Origin of the sequence: Enterococcus caccae ATCC BAA-1240 (genome assembly GCF_000407145.1) — a bacterium.
In the GTDB taxonomy this organism is placed as follows: Bacteria; Bacillota; Bacilli; order Lactobacillales; family Enterococcaceae; genus Enterococcus_L; species Enterococcus_L caccae.
In genome coordinates this window covers 991,105-1,012,535 of the sequence record NZ_KE136473.1, presented here as the reverse complement: position 1 = coordinate 1,012,535, position 21,431 = coordinate 991,105, and the positions used below count along the sequence as shown (strand labels likewise).

22 protein-coding genes and 1 tRNA gene are annotated in these 21,431 nt (G+C 35.9%); 7 read left to right on the top strand and 16 right to left on the bottom strand.

The annotated features are described in order from the left end of the window. Positions 1 to 63 precede the first annotated feature (63 nt). Together I580_RS10325 and I580_RS10320 are read left to right on the top strand one after the other, a co-directional pair. A complete protein-coding gene (locus tag I580_RS10325; protein ID WP_010771918.1) occupies positions 64 to 732 on the top strand; it encodes a DNA/RNA non-specific endonuclease in 669 nt (222 codons plus the stop codon). A 64-nt stretch (positions 733 to 796) separates the two neighbouring features. Next, complete coding sequence (locus I580_RS10320; RefSeq protein ID WP_010771917.1) at positions 797 to 1,183, top strand: hypothetical protein; 387 nt, start codon at positions 797 to 799, stop codon at positions 1,181 to 1,183. A gap of 49 nt (positions 1,184 to 1,232) precedes the next feature. Here the strand turns inward: I580_RS10320 and nagA are convergent, their stop codons facing one another. After that, a complete protein-coding gene (gene nagA, locus I580_RS10315; protein ID WP_010771916.1) occupies positions 1,233 to 2,381 on the bottom strand; it encodes an N-acetylglucosamine-6-phosphate deacetylase in 1,149 nt (382 codons plus the stop codon). 102 nt (positions 2,382 to 2,483) lie between these two features. After that, the gene (locus tag I580_RS10310; protein WP_010771915.1) at positions 2,484 to 3,311 is read right to left on the bottom strand and encodes a helix-turn-helix domain-containing protein; all 828 of its coding nucleotides are present in this window, start codon (positions 3,309 to 3,311) and stop codon (positions 2,484 to 2,486) included. 192 nt (positions 3,312 to 3,503) lie between these two features. Here I580_RS10310 and I580_RS17105 point away from each other — a divergent pair, with 192 nt between their 5' ends. After that, entirely contained in the window at positions 3,504 to 3,680 is a 177-nt protein-coding gene (locus I580_RS17105) for a hypothetical protein (protein ID WP_010771914.1), read from the top strand. A gap of 81 nt (positions 3,681 to 3,761) precedes the next feature. Here the strand turns inward: I580_RS17105 and I580_RS10305 are convergent, their stop codons facing one another. From I580_RS10305 to I580_RS10270, 8 genes are all read right to left on the bottom strand, one after another. Then, complete coding sequence (locus I580_RS10305; protein WP_010771913.1) at positions 3,762 to 4,979, bottom strand: pyridoxal phosphate-dependent aminotransferase; 1,218 nt, start codon at positions 4,977 to 4,979, stop codon at positions 3,762 to 3,764. Positions 4,980 to 5,242: 263 nt separating this feature from the next. Continuing rightward, positions 5,243 to 6,892, bottom strand: a complete 1,650-nt coding sequence (locus I580_RS10300) for a glycoside hydrolase family 13 protein (RefSeq protein ID WP_010771912.1) — start codon at positions 6,890 to 6,892, stop codon at positions 5,243 to 5,245. Between the two features lie 103 nt (positions 6,893 to 6,995). After that, entirely contained in the window at positions 6,996 to 7,652 is a 657-nt protein-coding gene (locus I580_RS10295; protein ID WP_010771911.1) for a hypothetical protein, read from the bottom strand. 128 nt (positions 7,653 to 7,780) lie between these two features. After that, positions 7,781 to 7,863, bottom strand: a tRNA-Leu gene (locus tag I580_RS10290). 74 nt (positions 7,864 to 7,937) lie between these two features. Next, positions 7,938 to 8,714 carry an ElyC/SanA/YdcF family protein gene (locus I580_RS10285; RefSeq protein ID WP_245558645.1) on the bottom strand — a complete coding sequence of 259 codons (777 nt, stop codon included), beginning with the start codon at positions 8,712 to 8,714 and terminating at the stop codon, positions 7,938 to 7,940. A 218-nt stretch (positions 8,715 to 8,932) separates the two neighbouring features. Continuing rightward, a complete protein-coding gene (locus tag I580_RS10280; RefSeq protein ID WP_010771909.1) occupies positions 8,933 to 9,427 on the bottom strand; it encodes a SprT family protein in 495 nt (164 codons plus the stop codon). A 2-nt stretch (positions 9,428 to 9,429) separates the two neighbouring features. Beyond that, a complete protein-coding gene (locus I580_RS10275; protein WP_010771908.1) occupies positions 9,430 to 11,622 on the bottom strand; it encodes a Tex family protein in 2,193 nt (730 codons plus the stop codon). Positions 11,623 to 11,747: 125 nt separating this feature from the next. Beyond that, on the bottom strand, positions 11,748 to 12,482 hold the full coding sequence (locus I580_RS10270) for a metallophosphoesterase (RefSeq protein ID WP_010771907.1): 735 nt from the start codon (positions 12,480 to 12,482) through the stop codon (positions 11,748 to 11,750). A gap of 210 nt (positions 12,483 to 12,692) precedes the next feature. On the opposite strand from I580_RS10270, the gene I580_RS10265 reads away from it, so the two are divergent. Genes I580_RS10265 through I580_RS10255 form a run of 3 tightly spaced genes read left to right on the top strand, consistent with a single transcriptional unit; the run spans position 12,693 to position 15,497 of the window. Next, positions 12,693 to 13,553 (top strand): efflux RND transporter periplasmic adaptor subunit, encoded by an 861-nt coding sequence (locus tag I580_RS10265; RefSeq protein ID WP_034860286.1) that lies wholly within the window; start codon positions 12,693 to 12,695, stop codon positions 13,551 to 13,553. Between the two features lie 12 nt (positions 13,554 to 13,565). Continuing rightward, a complete protein-coding gene (locus I580_RS10260) occupies positions 13,566 to 14,258 on the top strand; it encodes an ABC transporter ATP-binding protein (RefSeq protein ID WP_010771905.1) in 693 nt (230 codons plus the stop codon). A gap of 15 nt (positions 14,259 to 14,273) precedes the next feature. Continuing rightward, on the top strand, positions 14,274 to 15,497 hold the full coding sequence (locus I580_RS10255; RefSeq protein WP_010771904.1) for an ABC transporter permease: 1,224 nt from the start codon (positions 14,274 to 14,276) through the stop codon (positions 15,495 to 15,497). 72 nt (positions 15,498 to 15,569) lie between these two features. On the opposite strand, the gene I580_RS10250 is transcribed toward I580_RS10255, so the two are convergent. From I580_RS10250 to I580_RS10225, 6 genes are all read right to left on the bottom strand, one after another. Beyond that, positions 15,570 to 15,977: an EVE domain-containing protein gene (locus I580_RS10250; protein ID WP_010771903.1), complete on the bottom strand. Its 408-nt coding sequence runs from the start codon at positions 15,975 to 15,977 to the stop codon at positions 15,570 to 15,572. Positions 15,978 to 15,998: 21 nt separating this feature from the next. Next, positions 15,999 to 16,418 carry a pyridoxamine 5'-phosphate oxidase family protein gene (locus tag I580_RS10245; protein ID WP_010771902.1) on the bottom strand — a complete coding sequence of 140 codons (420 nt, stop codon included), beginning with the start codon at positions 16,416 to 16,418 and terminating at the stop codon, positions 15,999 to 16,001. 114 nt (positions 16,419 to 16,532) lie between these two features. Beyond that, positions 16,533 to 16,907: a DUF4430 domain-containing protein gene (locus tag I580_RS10240; protein WP_010771901.1), complete on the bottom strand. Its 375-nt coding sequence runs from the start codon at positions 16,905 to 16,907 to the stop codon at positions 16,533 to 16,535. Positions 16,908 to 16,930: 23 nt separating this feature from the next. Continuing rightward, on the bottom strand, positions 16,931 to 17,629 hold the full coding sequence (locus I580_RS10235) for an ECF transporter S component (RefSeq protein WP_143141659.1): 699 nt from the start codon (positions 17,627 to 17,629) through the stop codon (positions 16,931 to 16,933). Next, positions 17,622 to 19,295, bottom strand: coding sequence for an ABC transporter ATP-binding protein (locus tag I580_RS10230; protein ID WP_010771899.1), 1,674 nt, complete (start codon positions 19,293 to 19,295; stop codon positions 17,622 to 17,624). The genes I580_RS10235 and I580_RS10230 overlap by 8 nt, the downstream gene beginning before the upstream one ends. Beyond that, positions 19,268 to 20,149 (bottom strand): energy-coupling factor transporter transmembrane component T, encoded by an 882-nt coding sequence (locus I580_RS10225; RefSeq protein ID WP_281169462.1) that lies wholly within the window; start codon positions 20,147 to 20,149, stop codon positions 19,268 to 19,270. Before I580_RS10225 ends, I580_RS10230 begins: the two co-directional genes overlap by 28 nt. A 320-nt stretch (positions 20,150 to 20,469) precedes the next feature. Here I580_RS10225 and I580_RS10220 point away from each other — a divergent pair, with 320 nt between their 5' ends. After that, positions 20,470 to 21,408: a helix-turn-helix transcriptional regulator gene (locus tag I580_RS10220; protein WP_010771897.1), complete on the top strand. Its 939-nt coding sequence runs from the start codon at positions 20,470 to 20,472 to the stop codon at positions 21,406 to 21,408. Positions 21,409 to 21,431 lie beyond the last annotated feature (23 nt).

Below are 21,431 nucleotides of genomic sequence, written 5' to 3'. Positions count from 1 at the left end.
AGAAGGATGACTTATAAAGAATTCCCTATAAAAGTCAGCTTTATTTAAGTTAGGAGAAAAAATATGGTCAAAAAGAAACAAAAACCGCCATTTAGTCCAGCAGTTATGCTAGTGGCAGTTTTAATTATTTTAGTTTTAGGCATCTTTGGTGTTCAAGTTCCAGAAAATATCCAAGAAATATTTGGCATTCACACACAACAACAAACAAAACCAAGTACAACCAAACCTATAAATTCTACAAATCCCGGTCCTAAAGAGTTAGGCACTGCGACTTTTTCAACGAGTGAGTTAACGGATAGTAAAAATGGTTGGATCGATTATCACCCATTAGATTCGCTTGGTCGTGCAACAGGTGCAGATGCCTTATTGAAACCTACCATGGTGAATACTGGAACCTCAGCTAACAAAGATATTCGCCCGCCTGGTTTTGTTTCTGGTTTAGAGCCTACACTTCATTCTAGAGGACATTTGATTGGACGCCAACTCGGAGGTTCAGGCGATGATCCTCGCAATCTCACTACGCTGTACCAAACGCCGGTCAATACACCGTATATGACTAAATATGAAAACCAAGTTCGTCAAGCGTTAGATAAGGGAGAAACCATCCGTTATCGCGTAATACCTGTTTATGAGGGAACAGCGTTATTATGTAAGCAAATTGACCTTGAGGCAAAAGGGTTAAATAAACATACAACTGTTGATTTTCGTGTTACGATTTTAAATGAACGATAGACTATTACATCTGAGTAATCATATCAGATAAGCATACTCAGCGTTTAAATCAGGAGGCGTATCTATGGACTTTCAAGAAATCAAAAAAGAACTCACAGAAAACAATCCACATAGCTTTTTAGAAACTGTTTTTGAGAATGAGCAAGATGAAAACAGTCCAATTATTTTCAGTCACACACTTGAAGAACAATTTGAACAAGCGATTCAGTATCTTGCATCTGATGACACTATTTCATTAGACGACCTATCAAATTGGAAAGAAAGCGGCTTTTTAGTCGTGGCTCAAACGATTGATGGGGACTATATCGCAGGAACAAATGAGCAAACATTTGTGATTCCTGTTTCACTTTATAAAGCAGATATTGAAAGCTATCAACTTAAACTACCTGATTTCTTTATTGCTTACACTAACAAGACGATTATTTCATCAATATTGCCTAAGGAACCCTAAAATAAAAAAACAGATTTCGGCATTCATCAGCCAAAATCTGTTTTTTTGTTTATGCACGGTAACGTTCTACCCCATCTAAGTAAGTTGCTTCTAATTCCATATTAGGAGTCAATACGATAAAGTCAGCATCTCGTCCGCTAGCGATCATACCGCATTTATCTTCGATTTTACAACTAACGGCTGGAACTAATGTCGCCATCAAAATCGCTTGTTCTGGTGTAGCGATCTCCCAATCCACAACATTTTTGATTGCTTCTTTTAATTTCAAGATGCTACCAGCTAAATTACCTGACTCTAAGCGAGCTGTACCATCTTTTACAACAACAGGGAATTCTCCCAGATTATAATTTCCATCAGGCATACCGCCAGCCATCATACAATCAGTAATCAACGCCACATGATCATGTCCAGCTTTTTCCATTAAAATATCTGCTGCATTTGGATGTACATGGTGTCCATCACAAATCAATTCGGAGAAAACATGGTTTAATGACATCAACGCACCTACCATACCAGGTTCACGATGATTTAACCCACGCATTCCGTTATACGCATGAACAAAAACACTAGCACCAGCTTCCACTGCTTCTGTTGCTTGTTCAAGTGTTGCATCACTATGACCTAAGGCAACAACGACACCTTCATCCGTTACTGCTTTGACAAATTCTTTGACCCCTTTACGTTCTGGCGCCAAAGCGATTTTTTTGATCAAACCACCTGAAGCTTCTTGCCATTCGTTGAATGTATCAAGATCTGGGTCGCCAAAATAACTAGGATTTTGAGCACCTTTGTGTTCTTCAGTAAAGAATGGTCCTTCAAAATAGATCCCTTGTACTTTTGCACCAGGAACTTCTTGGTAGACTTCACCGATGGTTTTAGCAACATCTTTTAAGCGTTCTTTACTTGATGTCAAGGTTGTCGGTAAGAATGACGTAACACCACAAGATAATAACCCTTCTGACATTACTTTTAGACCTTCTGCATCACTATCCATCACATCATGATTCATATACCCATGAATATGGGTATCCACTAACCCAGGTGCAATCCATTTTCCTGCTTCTTTAATCACTTTTGCATCACTTTCTGGCACTTCTTTATAAAAGTCTCCAAATAAACCATCTGTAATTTCTAAATATCCAGGTCCTTTTACATCACTTTTTAAAAAGAACTTTTCAGCAAAGATAAACGTTCTCATCTTCATCCTTCTTTCTTTAATTTTTCTACTTTAACGGTACTCTTAAAATCAAACAAAGTCAAGAATGGTGTAGACCTTTTCGATTTTTTCATTTAAATTTCGTTAGATTTTAATCGTTTCGATTCGGCGAATTTGTTCGGATAAAACTTGATATTCATTTGCTTTATCTGAACTTCCTTTGGCTAACATCAATTCGCTTTTCAGCTGAAACAGTTCACTTAAGTAATAATAGCTATTTCGATGTCTTGACCAAACGATTCCTTGATCGATGTATATTTGAGCTTCCTCTAATCTATTTTGGTCACTTAAAAATTTTGAATAATTATAAAATATTTTTGTTAATTCAGCTGTTACTCGTTCATTTGGTAATTTATGAAAATAATGAATACTTAACTTCAAATATTTCTCAGCTTCAACAGCTTTCCCGATACTATTGTATGTACTGCCAATACAACTAATTACTTGTATTTCAAAATCAGATAAATTATCTTTATTCGCTTGATAGGTGTATGAGAGCCCTTTTTTTAGATCCAGTATGGCTTGTTCAAAATCGCTACATAGATAAAACTTACAACTCCCTAAATAGTAATAATAGCGTTGCCAGTCTGTATCTAAGTGTAAACGTTCTTCTATTTGAGTTGCGTTCATATAGGTCATTATTTTTTCATATTCTTTATGACGAAAATAATCTGCTATTTTTTCAAATATTTGAGTAATCAAGCGAACTTCGTCTGATTTGAATTGCATAATTTGATCCATTGTCACACCTAAACGTTGACAAATTTGCTGCATCACCACGACATTAGGTAATTCCTCATTGTTTTCAATCCTACTCAATACACTTTGTGAACAAATGTCTTCTGATAACATTTTTTGTGTTAATTTTCTATTCTTACGAATTTCCTTAATAACAGCTCCAAAAGAATCCATGCCTTCACTCCTACAACGATTTCAATTCTGTATCACGCTTAAAAAGTCTTGTCTATCTATAATCTCAAAATATGCGAATTCGCATTATGCATTTATTGTACTTTATTGCATAATATACTGCAAGAACATTACCTACTATTAAACCGAGACGATTTTTAAATCATTTTACTTTACAAATAAGGGGTGTTACTCATGACACAGGAGAAACGAATTAGCTTTAGTTGGGATAAAAATAGTTATAAAGGCTATATCGAAAAAGAATATGAAAATGCTTATTTGGTTGTTGTTTCGGATCCAAGTCCGGATATGGAAGAAAAATATACAAATCGTATGGTAATTAGTAAGAAAGATTGTCAAACTGCAGAATAATACTGTGGTCTACATTCTTAAAAATGAGAGTGACTCAAAACTTTATCCGTTTTGAGTCACTCTTTTTGCGTTTCCAATCGTTTATTTCTGTTTGTACGTACTTAAAAATTCTCGCATCTTTTCTGTTGTAAATTTCAGGTCTTCCATTTTTGGTAGATAGACAATTCTAAAATGATCTGGCTGTGTCCAGTTAAACCCACCGCCATGCACTAAAAGAATATGATGCTCATGAAGAAAATCCAGAACAAACTTTTCATCATCATAGATATTAAAGCGAGCTGTATCAATTTTAGGGAAGATATAAAAAGCTGCTTTTGGTTTCACTGCAGAAAGCCCTGGAATATCATTGATCGCATTATAGATATATTCCCGTTGTTCATAAATCCTTCCTCCTGGAAGCAACAAGTCATCTACACTTTGATAACCACCTAAAGCCGTTTGAATAATTTGCTGCGATAATACATTAGAACACAGCCGCATTGAAGCCAACATATTCAACCCTTCGATATACCCTTTAACATGCTTTTTATTCCCACTAAGCACCATCCATCCACAACGAAAACCAGCAACTCTATGTGATTTAGATAAACCATTTAGTGTCACCACAAATAAGTCCGGAGCCAGTGTTGCAATTGGGATATGGGTCAATCCATCCATCACTAGACGATCATAAATTTCATCTGAAAAAATGATCAAGTCATTTTGTCTCGCTATTTCAACGATTTGCTCAAGAATTTCTTTAGGATACAGTGCCCCTGTAGGATTATTAGGATTGATTAGTACGATTGCTTTTGTATTTGTTGTCACTTTAGATTTGATATCCTCAATGTCAGGATACCATTCCGCTTGTTCATCACAAATATAATGAACAGGATTACCTCCAGCTAATGAGATAGAAGCAGTCCATAATGGATAATCCGGCATCGGAACTAGCACTTCATCTCCATTATTCAGTAGACCTTGCATACACATCGAAATGAGTTCACTGACACCATTACCTGTGTAGATATCATTGATCGTAACATTAGGGAACCCTTTGATTTGGCAATATTGTTCGATTGCTTTACGCGCTGAAAAAATCCCTTTTGAGTCTGAGTAACCTTCTGAATTACGAACGTTCATGATCATGTCGCGAACAACTTCATTCGGCGCATCAAAACCAAAGGGGGCGGGATTACCAGTATTAAGTTTCAAAATGCGAATACCTTCTTCATGCATTCTGTCGGCTTCTTCTAAAACCGGACCACGTACATCATAACTTACACCATCAAGTTTGTTAGATTTCTCAAAATTTCTCATACTGTATCCCTCATTTTCAAAATTTATATCTTTAAAGTTACGCCACCTGGAAAAAAAAAGCAATGAAAAATTGAACATTTCCTAAAAAAATTTCCTATTACAACTCTATAACTGATCTATTCATCCACAATAATAAGGATCACACAATTCTATAAAATGAATCTTCCTCTTAAACAACTAGGTAAGCACATCATCTTTTTCTTAAAATAGTTAGATAAAAAATCTGGCAATTTCTTTTTCAGTAAAAGAAATTGCCAGGCTCTTTATTTATGTTTATAAACTCTCGCTTCATACGGAGCAAACACTGTATGTTGATGAATACTATGGTCATTGAGATTACACAATACTAAATTCCACTCTTCAATTTGAACGTTCTCTGGTAAATCAGCAGAAGCAAATTCGTTAGACAAATTGATGATCACTACAAATCGCTCTTCTCCTAAACGACGACCATAAACAAATAGTTGAGGATGGTCAGGCAAATACAATTTATATGTCCCATAAATCAATGCTTCACTTTGATTTCTCAACTTGATTACTTCCTTGTAAAAATTTAGAACGGAATGTGAATCCATTGATTCATCCAATACATTAATGACCTGCTTGTTAGGATTGAGGACTATCCAAGGCTTTCTTTTTGAAAAACCAGCATATTCTTCTGCAGTCCATTGCATCGGTGTTCTTGAGTTATCTCTTGCTGTTCTGCGAATGACATTCATTGCTTTTGAAGGACTGACTCCAGCATGGATCATCTCATGATAAAAATTTTTAGTATCGACTGCATCAATATCATCGATTGATGCAAACGGCATATTCGTCATACCAATTTCTTGTCCTTGATAAATAAAAGGCGTTCCTTGCAATAAAAGAAAAGTTAACGCCAAGGCCTTCGCTGAGGCCTGCCAAAATACTGACTCTTCACTACCAAAGCTAGATACGGATCGAGGAATATCATGATTTTCCATGTACAAGGCATTCCAGCCTTTTCCATCTGCTAATGCTTCTTGCCACCTTGTGATTGCTTGTTTGAAGTGGATAACATCTAATGTTTCTTGCTCGTCTTTGTTCCAAAGAGAAATATGGTCAAATTCAAACAACATATTAAAATATCCTTCATGTTCCCCTAACCATTGATACGCTTCATCAGCACTAACTCCATTAGCTTCACCAACTGTTAAAATATCACGTTTTTTGAACACATCTCTTAGCTCTTCCAAGTGAGTTTCAATTCCAGGTACATTTTTAAATGACTCAAAAGGATCACTAGTTGAGGGCGTTTCTAAAGGCGCTTTTTTGATATGAGAGATTGCATCCACGCGGAACCCATCTATGCCTTTATCTAGCCACCAATCGATCATTGAAAACAATTCTCTTTTTACTCGGGGATTTTCCCAATTCAAATCGGGCTGTTCTTTAGCAAAGACATGAAGATAATATTGCTTGGTTCCCTCATCATACTCCCATGCCGATCCACCAAAAATTGAAACCCAATCATTGGGTGGACCATCAACCTTTCCATCCGCCCAAATATAATAATCTCTATAATCATCCTTTACTGAAGATCTCGACTCCAGAAACCACGGATGTTGATTGGAGGTATGATTGATAACTAGATCCATGATAATTTTCATTCCTAATGCATGTGCTTCGTCCAATAACAAATCAAATTCTTCCATCGTTCCAAAAGTTCTAAGAATTTTTTGATAATCACTGATATCATACCCATTATCTATATTAGGCGATTCATAGATTGGGGTGATCCAAATGAAACCAATTCCTAAATCCTTAAGATAATCTAACTTTGAGCGAATACCATTCAAATCACCGATACCATCACCATCAGTATCCATAAAACTTCTTGGGTAGATCTGATAACCAACTGCTTCTTTCCACCAAGTACGCTTGATTGTCATTCAACTCACCTTCACTTTTTATGTTTGCTTACATTATATAAGATATTCAGAAAAAACGTATGGAAAATGCCCATACGTTTTTTACCATTTATAAGATACTTTTCTAATCAAGTGGGGTGATATCAATTGCGTATGATGTCAACAAATCAAAATATAAATCATTGGCTAAAGATATGTAGTACGTTTCCCCCTTCTTCAAATGTAGCGTTCTTTCAAAAGTTACTACATCTCCATTCTTCTGAATATCACGAAAGCTGAAATCCAGCTGGTATCCATCATCGCCAAACAGTCTAAAACTTCCGCTTTCCCCTGAATTAGAAGGTAATGTCAATTGCAGTAAGTAGTCATTGCTTGCAGCGGTAAATTTCATTTGTTCAACATCATAAGCATGGTCAAATTGACCTAAAACAGAAACATTACTTTCGATTTGTTTATACTCGCCCCAATCTGGAAACTCATCTACCTTGATTTCAGAATAAACTTTCTTTCCCTCAATTTCGTATACAATTCTTGCCGAACCTTCACCGCTTGCTGTAACCACGCCCTCATGATCAATTGCAAAATTGGTTTTATTATCTAAAAGCTCCCAATTTTCCCCTGGAAGTTGATAAGAATCCTCTATTCGATCCAGTGTAATATGTTCCGAATACATTCCAATTCTTGTTCCGCCCCAAGAACTCCCTAATACATTTTTCCCAATAAACAAGCCACTAATCAACATGATAATACCAAACACACTCACAATAATGGTCTTTTTCATCTTTAGCCCTCACTTTCATTTTTAAAGTTAGACTTATCAATAAGATATAAAAAAATTACCTTTACAAGAAAAAAATAAACTTGTACACTATTTAGCGTAAAAAAAGCATCTCTGCCCTCAGAAATCTATGCGGCCAAGAAGACTCGAACTTCCACGGGGTTGCCCCCACCAGCCCCTCAAGCTGGCGCGTCTGCCATTCCGCCATGACCGCAAATTTTATCGTCGTTACTTACTCAATAATAAAATAGGCTCAGGTTTTTGTCAATCGTTCAAAATTCTACTCATTTACCTGTTTGTATCGTAATCATAAGCCTGGCACAATTTTTCATATGACTGATAGACTGTTTTGGGAATGTCAATTGCTTCGATGTAATTAAGTCCATTAGGTCCATAACCCTTTTCGTCATTTTTGAGTCTCGGAATTTCGCCTAAAACTAAAGAGAGAAAATACTCCTTGCTCCACAAACCATTTAGCTCTTCGTTTTCAAAGATGATCGAATTTTCAACAGCTTTTACATACGGGATAATCGGTACATGGTTTGTAAAAACAGGATTGATTGCACGCCATTCTTTTTCAAAGGTGGCTTTGATCCGTTTTTGTAAAATAGGGTCTTGCAATAAGAGTACTCTTGTAGGATTCAACTTTGCTTCACTTATACTATTTAATGAAAAACGTGCATTTTCACCAGAGTTTGTCGATCTTGTTTCAATTAAGAACGACTCTTTATCTAAATGATATCGTTGCTTAAAATAATCCAAATAAAATTCTGTTTCACTTGATCCTGAAACTTGGACACCAAGATCTTTAAAATTTTTCTGTAAAAAAGGAGTAGCATGACCAATACCGCCAACTAACATCATGGTCTCTACTGTACCATCTTCGTACAAATGAATCAGCTCGTCAGCAAGATAAGGTAGACTATTTCCCGCTAGGATCGCAAGATCATAATTGCCAGTTGTTTGTTCTTTTTCAGCTAAATACTCGATAACTGTATTCCAATGTTGAATCATGGTATTCCCCTTTTCCTTTTGATTGATCGTATCATCATAAAGCCGAGACAAAAGCCTTTAGCTCCAAGAAATAAGAAAGATTTCACGAAAATGACAAGAAACACGGATTTTTTAATTCCGATGTTGTATGATTCCTAATCGATGTTCTTCAAATTTTTGTGAATTTCGACTTATTTCAGAAGGAATTGCTTTTTTCGCCGTTTATTTGGATTTAAAACCCGGAACAAAACTGATTTTTAGTTTTGTTCCGGGTTCACGGTGAATAGAGTCTAATTTTTCTTCAATTCTACTAACTTTCCGCGACATTTTCCGCAAACATAGCGTTGGGTGTTAATTCTTCTTTTTCGTAAAATCAACGTTTGACATTTTTCACATTGATACTGATGATAGGACTGCGGCTTTTGTTCCACTAAAGGACGAACATAGCGGCTTCCCCCAGTTTCTTTTAATAACGTTTTAAATTCAGGATCTTTATGTTGATAACCTTTCCCAGCTAGATGAAGGTGATAATGACACAACTCATGCTTGATCACATTGATCAACTCTAATTCACCATAGCGTTCAAAAACTTTGGGATTGAAGTCAATATTATGTGAGCTTAAGTGATAGCGTCCACCAGTCGTTCTTAAACGTCGGTTAAAAAAAGCTTGATGTTGAAATTTTGTTCCGAAAAAAGACAATGAAATATCCTCAACCATTGCTTGCAATTGAGCATCTGTTAATGCTCGCTTTGTTGGTTTTCCTTCTTTAGAAAGACGACTCAAGACTATTCTTTCCTTTCAGCTTGTGGCAACATCGTTAAGCTGATGCGCCCTTTCTTCGTATCGACATCTTCCACCCAAACTGTCACAACATCTCCAACTGCCACAATGTCAGTAGGATGTTTAACAAATTTTGAGCTCAGCTTAGAAATATGCACTAAACCATCTTGTTTCACACCAATATCAACGAATGCACCAAAATCGATTACATTGCGGACAGTTCCTTGTAATTCCATTCCAGGTTTTAGATCTTCCATAGATAAAACATCTTTTCTTAAAAGAGGTGCAGGCATTTCATCACGCATATCTCTTCCTGGCTGAACTAAAGCGGCAATAATATCTTTTAAGGTCTCACTACCAACTGCTAATTCTGATTCTAATTGTTCTAGCAATAATCCTTTAATCTGTTGAGCTGCATCAGGTGAGCCAAGTTCTGCTAAAGTCACGTTCGCTTTTTCTAAAATAGCTTTGGCTACATCATAACTTTCTGGGTGAATTCCCGTATTATCTAAAATATTCTTTCCATTTGGTATCCGTAAGAAACCAATTGCTTGCTCGTATGCTTTCGGTCCTAAACGTGGAACTTTTTTGACTTGATTGCGAGCGGTGAATGCACCATTTTCATCACGATAAGCCATTAAATTTTGAGCCGTTGTTTTATTTAAACCTGAAATATGTTGTAAAAGTTGTGGACTAGCGGTATTCACATTAACGCCGACTTGGTTAACAGCTGTTTCCACCACAAAATCCAGTTGCTCTGCTAAGCGCTTTTGTGAAACATCATGTTGATATTGTCCGACACCGACTGCTTTAGGATCGATTTTTACAAGTTCTGCTAAAGGATCTTGTAAACGACGAGCAATACTAACTGCGCTTCTTTCTTCTACTTGTAGGTCTGGAAATTCTGTTCGTGCTACATCACTTGCAGAATAGACTGACGCGCCTGCTTCATTGACGATCACATAAAACACATCGCGTTTGATTTGTTTTAATTGTTCAGCTACAAATAATTCAGATTCACGACTAGCTGTTCCATTACCTATTGCGACCATTTCAACTTGATATTCTTCAATTAATTTATTAAAAGCAGGGCCTGCAGCTGCTCTTTTTTCTCCTGAAGCGGGCTTATGAGGATAAATTACTTGGATCGCTAATACTTTCCCAGTCGCATCAACAATTGCCATTTTACAACCAGTTCGGTAAGCTGGATCAAAACCTAAAACAACTTTTCCTTTCAATGGAGGTTGTAGTAATAAATTACGCAAGTTTTCACCAAAAATATTGATTGCTTGTTCATCAGCTTTTTCAGTGAGTTCATTGCGAATTTCACGTTCGATCGCTGGACCAATAAATCGTTTGTAGCTGTCCAAATAAGCTGTTTCAACATACGCTGCGGTTGGTGATTGCTTGTTGTTTCCGATCAATTGACGTTCTAAGTATGAAGCAATTTTATCTTCTTCTACCAAAAGAACCACTTTTAAGATATCTTCTTTTTCCCCACGATTTGTTGCTAGCACTCTATGGGAAACCATTTTGCTAACGGGTTCTGAAAAATCATAATACATTTCATACACTGACTTTTCATCTTTTTCTTTATCTTTCACTGTGCTGACATATTGACCATGATTAAACGTAAAATCACGAATCCAAGAACGGAATTTAGGTTCATCACTCACGCGTTCAGCGATGATTTCATGTGCTCCGAGTACAGCTGCTTCAGCAGAATCAACTTCTTTTTCTGTATTTACGAATTTTTCAGCCTCTGCTATCACGTCCGCTTGATTAGGGAAACTCAATAACCAATCCGCTAATGGTTCCAGCCCTTTTTCTTTGGCAATTGTCGCTTTCGTACGTCGTTTTTGTTTATAAGGACGATACAAATCTTCAACTTGCTGCATTTTTGTCGCTTTTTGAATGGATTTGGCTAACTCATCCGTTAGTTTGCCTTGTTCTTCGATCAAGCGTAAGACTTCTTCTTTGCGTTTTTCTAAATTACCTAAATAAGTATACCGTTCTTCGATTTCACGGATTTGAACCTCATCTAAAGTACCAGTCATTTCTTTACGATAACGGGCAATAAAAGGAACAGTGTTGCCTTCACTCAGTAAAGTCAGCACTGTTGTTATTTGTTTTGGACGATATTCTGTCAATTCTTTCTGAAGTAAATCAACTACTTCTTGGTTATAAGCTTCTGCCATATTTACATACCTCTTTTCATTAACATACTATTTCATTCTAGCATATTTTCCGCTTGAAATATAGAAAGAGGACAAAGCTTAAAAAAGACTTTACTGGTCTTTTCAAAAATAAAAGATACTTGTTTCTAAAAATCAGGTTGCCATGAGCCTTTTACATTTTGATATTCAATATCCTGTACAATGCCATTGGTATCAAAAATCACCCCATGAACGGAACCACCAAAAACAGCACCACCATCAATTCCAATTTTATGATCTGAATACCACAAATCAGTCGTTTCCATGTCACCATGCAGCATGGGGGTGATTGTATGACCAAAAACGATCGTTTTCCCTGTATTATTTTTTCCTGTATGAAAAGCTTCTCTGATCCAAATAAAATCATGAGGACTGGTTTCATGCCAATCCTTTTTGGTCAAATCAACACCAGCATGGACAAATATATAGTTTTTCCATTCAAAATACAAAGGTCGCTCCATTAAAAATTCAATCAACTCTTTGTATCGACTACGGATCATCATTGCGATTTCTGTAGGAGAATATTCTTCTGTCGCCCCTTTATGCAGTAAACTTTCCATGGTCTCTTTGCCACCGTTACGCACATAGCTAGTAAACCAATCTTCTGGACTTTTTAAAAACTGCAAAAAATACTCTTCATGATTTCCTTTTAGGTAAATCGCATCATATTTTTCTACTAATTCTTTTCCAAGCAAAAAACTCTCTTTGGTTCTAGGACCACGGTCATTTAAATCCCCAATCAATACCAACTGATGCATCGTTGGATCGTAATATTGGATCAATTCTTCAAATAGTTCATACTCTCCATGAATATCACTGATTACATAGATGAAATCTTTCATCACTCAGACCCCTCCTCCGCTTCTTTTCATTTATTATAACGCAAGAATCAAGATAGGATTAAAATTATTAATCAAAAGGACCTGAAATTTCTGTTTATTTAGCAATCATTTAATAATTGAAATTAATCTTAGACTTATCATAAAAAAGAGAGTAAAATGACACAAATGACACTATGTCACAAAAAAAATAGTAGAAAAGAGCTGAAATCTATGAAAAAGAAAACCATTCTCGGGCTTCTTGCCGTTTTAGTGGTTGCTGTTGTTATTTTCTTATTTGTTCGAGGGAATTCAGAAAAATCTGATGCTGTTATTGTTCGAACAGGGGTAGTCAAGAAAGATACGATCATCGAAAATCTTTCAACAACCGGCACTTTGATTCCAAATCAAACCCAATCACTTATGGGGACTGGAAATGTGCTAGAAGTAACCGTTAAGGTAGGAGATAAAGTAGCAAAAGACAATGTTTTAGCAACATATGATAATGGTCTACAATTAATTGCTGGTATCGATGGCACAATCACTCAAGTCAATATCAAGGCCAAGCAAGCGGACACCAACGCCCAACAAGGAAAACCATCGATTCAATTAGATGATCTTTCCACCTTAAAAGTCAAACTAGAATTATCTAATTCTGAAGCATCTGCCGTTACAATCAATCAAAAAGCGAAAATCACTAGCGGCAATCAAACGTTTTCCGGTAAAGTAGCCGAAAAAGATCCAGTCGCACAAAGTACTCAATCAGCAACTGGCACTACAGCCAGTTTAGGTGCAATCGTAACATTTGATCAGGCACCAGAAAATCTGTTTGCTGGCTTTGATGCTGATGTTGATATCACGACAAATACTGTTGAAAATGTACTAGCTTTACCAATTGAAGCTTTAACTTATAACGACAAAAATGAAGCAATCGTTTATGTTGTTAAAGACGGGAAAGCGAAAGAAACAAAAATTGATATTGGCATTCAGTCAGATAAATTAATCGAAGTAAAAAAAGGTGTAACAAATGGCGAAACAGTAATCCTTTCTCCAAACTCTGATATAAAAGACAACATGAACGTAACCAAAGAATAGAAGGTGAAATGATTGATCGAGTTAAAAAATGTCGTAAAAATCTATCGGACTGGTGGCGAAGAATTAGAAGCTTTAAAGCATATTTCCCTCCATATCTCAGAAGGAGAATTCACTTCGATTATGGGACCAAGCGGATCAGGTAAATCAACGATGATGAACATTCTTGGTTTGTTGGATCGTTTTGATGAAGGGTCCTATCACTTGAATGAACAAGATGTTTCCAATTTAACGAGCAATGAAAGTGCACATGTTCGTAACAAAGAAATCGGCTTTGTCTTTCAATCCTTTAATTTAATGCCGCGTATGTCTCTTTTAGACAATGTCGCTTTGCCTATGGTTTACTCTGGCATATCGGCGAAAGAACGGAAAGAACGCGCACTAGAAGCTTTAAGCAAAGTTGGTTTAGCTGATCGCGTATTTCATAGACCAAATGCGATCTCTGGTGGACAAAAACAACGTGTGGCAATTGCCCGAGCGATCGTCAATGATCCAGCTGTTTTAATGGCTGATGAGCCCACAGGAAATTTAGACTCAAAAACAACATTAGAAATCATGAAAATTTTTCAAGATTTAAACAATACTGGTACAACTGTAGTTATGGTTACTCATGAACCCGATGTGGCACAATACACGAAACGAATCGTATCTTTTAAAGATGGTGAGATCTTGGATGATCAGCCTGTTATTGAGCGAAAAACACTGTAGAAAGGAGCCCTTGCTATGGGAATTATTGAAAGTTTTAAAATGGCGATCGATAGTATTTTAGCAAATAAAATGCGCTCATTTTTGACTATGTTGGGAATTATCATCGGAATCGCAGCAGTGATTGCGATTTTGGCTGTTGGTAATGGTGCAACGAGTCAAATCACTGGTACATTCAGCGATCTGGGCGCTTCTACGATTTCTGTTTCTACGAGTCGTGATGCAACTGATAGCCAAAAAATCACGAGCAAAGATGTTAAGGCCTTAAAAGATGGAATTCCTCAAATCGATCATCTCTCTCCTTCCGTGTCGATCCAAGCCGTCGGAGTAGCGAATGACAAATCAAAAGCAACATTGATCATGGCTGGAACACCTGATTTACAATATACCAATCAAACAATGGATAAAGCTATTGTCTACGGTCGTTACTTCAACACGACCGAATATTCAGAAAGTAGTAAAGTAGCTGTAATCAGTGCTGATACTGCTCGCTATTTTTTTAATGGACGAGAAAATGTTGTTGGTGAGAAAATCAACTTACGTGGACAAAAAGGACAAATCAGTACCCGAATTATTGGCGTTACAAAAAGTACCCTAGAAAAAATGGTCGGCTCGTTTGATGAAGAAGAAATGATGGGGTATCTTTCAATTCCGCTAACTACAGCCAATAACTTAAATCCTGACGCAACAAAAATCACTAGTTTAACGGTCATTGCTAAATCTAAAGATGATATTAATGCTGTATCAAAACAAATCGTAAACATCTTGTCTGTGCGTCATAATACAGTTGGCGACAAAGTCTATACCGCAACTAATTTCTTACAAGCACTTGATCAAGTCAACAATGTCTTGGGATTATTTATTAACTTTATCGCAGCTGTTGCGGCAATCGCTTTACTTGTAGGCGGTATTGGCGTGATGAATATCATGTTGGTATCAGTAACTGAACGAACCAGAGAAATCGGAACAAGAAAAGCTTTAGGTGCAACCGATAGAAATATCTTATTCCAATTTTTAACAGAGTCAGTGATTCTGTGTTTAATTGGAGGTTTGATCGGTTTGACGTTAGGCGCAATCTTAGCCGTTACGGTTGCGAGCGCGCTAGATATCACTGCTCAGTTCACATTAACGTCAATTGTAGCCGTGTTAATTTTTTCAAGTGCTATCGGGATTTCCTTTGGTGTTTATCCAGCAAGAAAAGCTGCTAAGCTTGATCCGATTGAAGCTTTACGATACGAGTAATTCTGCAAAATTTTAAAACAGAAGAAAAAAACAGGCCGAGAAGAATGTTTCTCTGTCCTGTTTTTTTATTACTTACATCTTTTTCATTCGTGAAACGATAAAGTCAAATAATTCTTTTGGAATTTGAAAATGTCCAAATCTCAAGCGTGATCGATATTTCTGCCATAACGAAAAATCAGAAACAGCTTGCAAAGGAACTGACTGAATATTTTTCAAAAAACGGATATTTTTCCTATTAGGAATAAAACCTGGAGCCATTTCAAAAGAGTATGCATCCCCTGATAACACTTGCCCCAGTGCAACGAATTCCTGACAAGGTTCTTTGGTTTTTAAATTCTGTTTGGGTGCATAATAAATCAACCAATCTCCTTCTTTCATTTTATTCAGTGGTGCTGACTTTCCGTGACATAGTTGACAGAAACCACCTGCAACACCAAGCTTCACGTGATCTTTAGATGCTACACCAATCCAATAATTCATTGTGTCTCCTCCTCTTCAGCTCTATAATATAATGGTTTCTCTACTATCTATTCCTAAAATCACGATTGCTTCTCCAAAATGAATTTCATATAAATCTAACATTGCTCCTGCCAGTTTGATATTTTCTTCATAGCTAGGAATTTTTTGAATCCATTGTTCCGCAACATCATACACGCTTAATTCACTTTTTTTTACTTGGGCATCATGTACCCGAACATGATTGACCTGCTCATTTGGAATCGTTGTAAAGGCTACATTGGGATTCTTCTGGAACTCAGTAATTTTTTTATTTTCCTTAAACGTAGAGAAAAATAAACATTTTTTCGTTTCATCATAAAAAAAGTTAACGATTCGGACATTCGGTATTTCTTCAACACTTGTTGCTAAAGCGATTTCTGTTTGCTCGTTCATTATTTTTTTAAATGCTTCTATTGTTTTCATAACCTTTTTGCTCCTTTATTTTTCAATTGTCTGACTGACAAATTCATTTTAACAAACAAACCCTGACAACTGATTGTCAGGGTTTCTCAACTATTTTTCAGGAATGTATTTATGCTATAATTTATTCAATGTCCAAGTAACCATATCACCATTTTTTAGAAAATATTCAACGGCTCCTACATTTGGTTGCTTGCCATTAACATCATACATCCAATATTTGCTAGACTTTTCATCCTGTAAATGACCATCAATTCCACTGATAAAATCTTTTGACATTTCTACTTTATAATTTTTTTCCATAACAGTTTGAAGTGATTCGTCTTTTTTGATTTTTAATTCTTTTTTATCAAACTCTTTATTATCTTCTTTCAGGATGATCGTAATACTAAGTGAATCTTTGGTTGTGTCTTTTTTCTCTGTTGTTTTACCACAGGCACCGAGTATGAAGATCAGTGTCATTATCATCACTGTTTTTATAATTTTTTTCATTTTTAGTTCCACCTTTGTTTTAATTATTTTATATCATATTTGATTAAAATACGTTGAAGCTTTTTCTGTATGGTTCGAAAAAGGAAGCAAGAGAAAAAAGCATTTGAAAAACAATAAGAAATAGTATAAGGTATAGCACTTAATAATAATGCTAAGTATCTTTGCCAAGAAAAATACCGGTCTATCGAAAACACCGTCCATAAGTCCATGAAAAAGGAAAAGAAAAAACCGGCTAAAATTCCATAAAGCGCTAAAAACCAATACCTTTTTTTCAACCTTTTCTGCAGCCAAGGTACTCCTGCTACAAGACCAATCATTCCCCAAGAAAACATTTGAAACGGAGTCCATGGTCCTTGCCCAAATAATATATTTGATGTAATGGCTGACAAAGAGCCTACTAAAAAACCTACCTCAGCTCCTAAGCAGATGCCTGAAATTATGATAATCGCTGTCATCGGAGTAATTGCTGGAATCATATAAAATAAGAATCTACTTAACACAGCAATTGCGATCAATACAGCAATCAAAACTAATTCTTTTATATTGATTTGTTTTCTTTCATAGCGATAATAAATCGGAAAACAAGCTCCGATGACTAATAGCATAGAGATTATCTGATATTGGCTAGCTTGAAACAGTCTGACTCCTGCAACAAACAAAAGAATTATGATCACCGATTTAATCCATAATCGATTGCCCCAATCTGCACCCCTCCTACTCATCATAAGCCCCTTTGGCAAGTTGACAGGCTTCAATAACTTGTTCAGTCGTAACCAAGTTATCAAAAATATCCCGTGATATGCGACTGGCTGCCGTTGTATAAAATGTATGATGGCTAAAAAAAGTTTTTGGTTCAGCTGTAGTCAATAATTTATTTTGGAAAAATAACCCGCAACGGTCAGATAATTCTGCAGCAAAATCCAAATCATGCGTTACTACCAAAATTGTTTTGCCTTGTCGGGATAATTCTTTTATTATTTTGATCAACTGCTTTTTCCCATAATTATCGATACCTTTCGTTGGTTCATCTAGTAATAAAATTTTCGAATCAGTCAACAGTAATTTTCCTAGTGCTGCTCGTTGACACTCACCACCGCTTAAATCAAGAGGATGTTGAGTCATACTCTCATTTAAATCAAGTAATGCAATTACTTTTTGTATCTGCTCCATTTGCTTTGTTTCATTTATTTTTTTGCTGTCTAAATAGTGCTTATAATCTTCTAAAACTGAATCTTTGATAAACAACATTTGCGGCTCTTGCGGCAAAAAGCTTATAGTTTCTTTATTTTTTTTAATCGATTGATTTAAAATCGAAATTTTTCCACGGTAACAGTCATAGATACCAGCAATTATTTTCAATAATGTTGTTTTACCTGTACCATTGCCTCCAACTAAAGTAAAGATTTCTCCTTCGTAGACTTCAAAATCAACACCTGCTAAAATATCTCGGCTGTTCTTTTCATAGCGAAACCAACAATTTTTCAACTGTATACTTTTTGCTGTTTGCTTTTTGGTAAATGATCTCTTTTGCGCCTGTATAATTGTATCAGCTGCAAAATGGCGAGCCAAAAAGCGTTTACCTTCGATTACTGTGACTGGACACTCATCATTTATCCCACTCTCAAGAAAGATTTGTACCGCACTAGGTAAACTAAACATAAAACGACTTAGATTGCTTCTATTTTTCTTACATTCAGCCGAAATAGCTCTTGGCTCATCTTCAAAAATAAGCTGTCCGCGATCTAAAATAATCACCCTATCAGCTAATGTAAAAATTGATTCCAAACTGTGTTCTACTAATAAAATTGTTAAACCCATTTCTCTATTTAAGCGTACTAATATATCTACAAAGTTTTGCGAGGCAATTGGATCAAGTTGCGTTGTCGGTTCGTCTAAAATCAAGATATCTGGCCTCATCACTAAAACAGAAGCCAAATTCAACAACTGTTTTTGTCCTCCAGATAATTCACTCGTTTTACACCCAAGTAGTTCTTGAATGCCAAGAAAATTAGTCATTTCAGCTATTCGGCTCTTAATGTCAGAGGAAGAGATTCCCATATTTTCTAAACCAAAAGCTAATTCATGCCAAACACTATCTGTCACGATTTGATTATCAGGATTTTGCATGACATAGCCAATTTTACTAGCCGAACAAATTTCTGGAAGGTCTGTTATCTTTTTATTATCTAAAAAAACAGTGCCCGTTTGTTTTCCTGCTGGCGTCAATTGAGGTTTTAGCAACTTTAATAACGTTGACTTCCCACTTCCAGATGCCCCACAAATCAAAATAAACTCACCTTGTTTGATAGATAGAGAGACTTCTTTTAAAACAGTTCTGTTATTTCCAGCATATTGAAAAGTTAAATTCTCGATTTCAAGATACTCCATACAATCATCTCCCTGGATCGCTTTATTAAAGGTATACATACTATAATGAATATCAGCAGATAATAGGGCCAATTTTGTTTAACTAAAACATAGCTATTATCATAATATGGATAATAATTGAATTGATAGTGATTATGTATCATTCCCACAATGAACAAAATACCGGAAAAGATGAGTAGTAGCAAACACAATGTATCCATTTTTCTCCAGCTATAACTTAGACAACTGCTCCTAGTCTTAACACCATAGCCTCTCGCTTTCATTGAATCTGCAGTATCCATGGCATTTTCTAGTGACCAAGAAAACAAATTCCCAAACAAATCAAGCCCATAGACTGCGCGTTCTTTAAAACGACGTTTTTGTGTCCGTTGAACCGTTTTTTGCACTTGATTTAACTCTTGAAAATAACGCTGAAATAATGGCATAAATCGAAAAACAAGGGTTAAAATCAAGGTAGACTTAGGTAAATGTTTCCCAAAAAGATAAAAAAGCTGCTCCGAGTTAACCGATGTTTGAAAATTTTGAAACAAGTAGATCACTGTAGCAATCATCATTCCCATAAAAAAACCATAAATAAATGCTTCCTTGGTAATCGGTTTATTCAATAAAAAAAATAAAACTGTTGCTCCTCGATGAACAAATAAGGGATTCGTTATCGTAATAATCACCCAAAATAGTAAAGGATAAACTACTGATTTTTTCGACTTTCCGTTCAAATTAAACAACTGCAACAACAAACTTCCCAAAAAACAAGAACCGATAATTACTGGATTTGTAGAACTCATCACCATCAAAAGAACCACTATATAATAACAGGAAATGACCAGCGGGTGGTTTTGCCTAAAAAAAGACATATTCATAGTAGACGTCCTTCCTTAACTAGTTTTTTGACGCAACAAAAATAGCTTCTACTATCATTGGATCATTCTGCGCAACGCATACTACAATCTTTTTGGAACGATCTCCAAAAACACTTGAATACCAATTTTATCAGCTTAAACAACAGTAACATTATATAAATCAAGATTACGAAAGTCAATCTTTCGGATAGTCGAGTATCTTTCTTTATAAAGCAACACAACTCAAAAAAATTTATCTTTAACTACACAAAATAACCTAATTTTTCGTTATAATAGGGGAACCGACTCACTATTTTAAGCAAAGAAGGTGCCTCATGAAAACAGAACGACTCCTAGCTATCACGATGATATTATTAGAAAAGAAACAAATTAGTGCTTCTCAACTAGCTGAACGGTTAGAAGTTTCAGTTCGAACCATCTATAGAGATATTCATTCCCTTAGTGAAGCAGGCATTCCAGTCACCTCTTCTCCTGGTGTAAATGGGGGTATCCAAATCATGGACAATTATAAAATTGACAAACATTTTTTTACATCAACAGATCTCACTTCACTGTTAATTGCTTTAGAAGGTTTTTCCAACAATGTTTCTCCAATTCAGCTAAACCAAACATTTGAGAAAGTAAAAACACTAATTCCTATTGCTTCTCTGGATGAAATCAAGTTTAAAACGAACCAAATAGCCATCGATTTAACCCCTTGGACAAGTAATCATACCTTGCAACCATCTTTAGAAATTGCGAAGTCTGGCATGGATCAAGATCGTTTACTCCGTTTCAACTATGAAGATAATCACGGAAGAAAAACAGTCAGAATCGTTGAGCCATATCGACTTGTGTTAAAAGAAATAAGTTGGTATCTACAAGCTTTCTGTACAGAAAAAACTGATTTTCGTATATTCAAAATTTCCAGAATGACCAATTTAGAACTCTTATCGGCAACTTTTACTCCTAGAGAATTTCATCCTGCTCCTTTAGGCAAACAACCTTTTTATGGGAAAGACTTTACAACCACTATGCTAAAAGTAACTCCTAAAATCAAAGAACAATTGGTCGATAAATTTGGACAATTAACCCTTTTCCCTTCTGACGATCCTGAGAAATTCATCGTTGCGTTTCCATTTATGGAAGACGAGTTTGGCTATAATTTATTTTTAGGCTTCGGGAATCAATGTGAATGTCTTGCCCCACCTCATGTCAGAGCTGAGTTAAAACGACGTATCGAAAATGTATTAGCACTCTATCAAACACCATAAAAAAAGCATCTCAACATGCCTCA

What these genes read in the sequence shown, in the direction of transcription:
- I580_RS10320 (WP_010771917.1), top strand. Translation starts at nt 797, where the DNA reads ATGGACTTTCAAGAAATCAAAAAAGAACTCACAGAAAACAATCCACAT.
- I580_RS10270 (WP_010771907.1), bottom strand. Translation starts at nt 12,482, where the DNA reads ATGAAAGATTTCATCTATGTAATCAGTGATATTCATGGAGAGTATGAA.
- I580_RS10255 (WP_010771904.1), top strand. Translation starts at nt 14,274, where the DNA reads ATGGGAATTATTGAAAGTTTTAAAATGGCGATCGATAGTATTTTAGCA.
- nagA (WP_010771916.1), bottom strand. Translation starts at nt 2,381, where the DNA reads ATGAGAACGTTTATCTTTGCTGAAAAGTTCTTTTTAAAAAGTGATGTA.
- I580_RS10240 (WP_010771901.1), bottom strand. Translation starts at nt 16,907, where the DNA reads ATGAAAAAAATTATAAAAACAGTGATGATAATGACACTGATCTTCATA.
- I580_RS10245 (WP_010771902.1), bottom strand. Translation starts at nt 16,418, where the DNA reads ATGAAAACAATAGAAGCATTTAAAAAAATAATGAACGAGCAAACAGAA.
- I580_RS17105 (WP_010771914.1), top strand. Translation starts at nt 3,504, where the DNA reads ATGACACAGGAGAAACGAATTAGCTTTAGTTGGGATAAAAATAGTTAT.
- I580_RS10295 (WP_010771911.1), bottom strand. Translation starts at nt 7,652, where the DNA reads ATGAAAAAGACCATTATTGTGAGTGTGTTTGGTATTATCATGTTGATT.
- I580_RS10235 (WP_143141659.1), bottom strand. Translation starts at nt 17,629, where the DNA reads ATGAGTAGGAGGGGTGCAGATTGGGGCAATCGATTATGGATTAAATCG.
- I580_RS10305 (WP_010771913.1), bottom strand. Translation starts at nt 4,979, where the DNA reads ATGAGAAATTTTGAGAAATCTAACAAACTTGATGGTGTAAGTTATGAT.
- I580_RS10230 (WP_010771899.1), bottom strand. Translation starts at nt 19,295, where the DNA reads ATGGAGTATCTTGAAATCGAGAATTTAACTTTTCAATATGCTGGAAAT.
- I580_RS10325 (WP_010771918.1), top strand. Translation starts at nt 64, where the DNA reads ATGGTCAAAAAGAAACAAAAACCGCCATTTAGTCCAGCAGTTATGCTA.
- I580_RS10250 (WP_010771903.1), bottom strand. Translation starts at nt 15,977, where the DNA reads ATGAATTATTGGATTGGTGTAGCATCTAAAGATCACGTGAAGCTTGGT.
- I580_RS10265 (WP_034860286.1), top strand. Translation starts at nt 12,693, where the DNA reads ATGAAAAAGAAAACCATTCTCGGGCTTCTTGCCGTTTTAGTGGTTGCT.
- I580_RS10310 (WP_010771915.1), bottom strand. Translation starts at nt 3,311, where the DNA reads ATGGATTCTTTTGGAGCTGTTATTAAGGAAATTCGTAAGAATAGAAAA.
- I580_RS10225 (WP_281169462.1), bottom strand. Translation starts at nt 20,149, where the DNA reads ATGTCTTTTTTTAGGCAAAACCACCCGCTGGTCATTTCCTGTTATTAT.
- I580_RS10300 (WP_010771912.1), bottom strand. Translation starts at nt 6,892, where the DNA reads ATGACAATCAAGCGTACTTGGTGGAAAGAAGCAGTTGGTTATCAGATC.
- I580_RS10220 (WP_010771897.1), top strand. Translation starts at nt 20,470, where the DNA reads ATGAAAACAGAACGACTCCTAGCTATCACGATGATATTATTAGAAAAG.
- I580_RS10275 (WP_010771908.1), bottom strand. Translation starts at nt 11,622, where the DNA reads ATGGCAGAAGCTTATAACCAAGAAGTAGTTGATTTACTTCAGAAAGAA.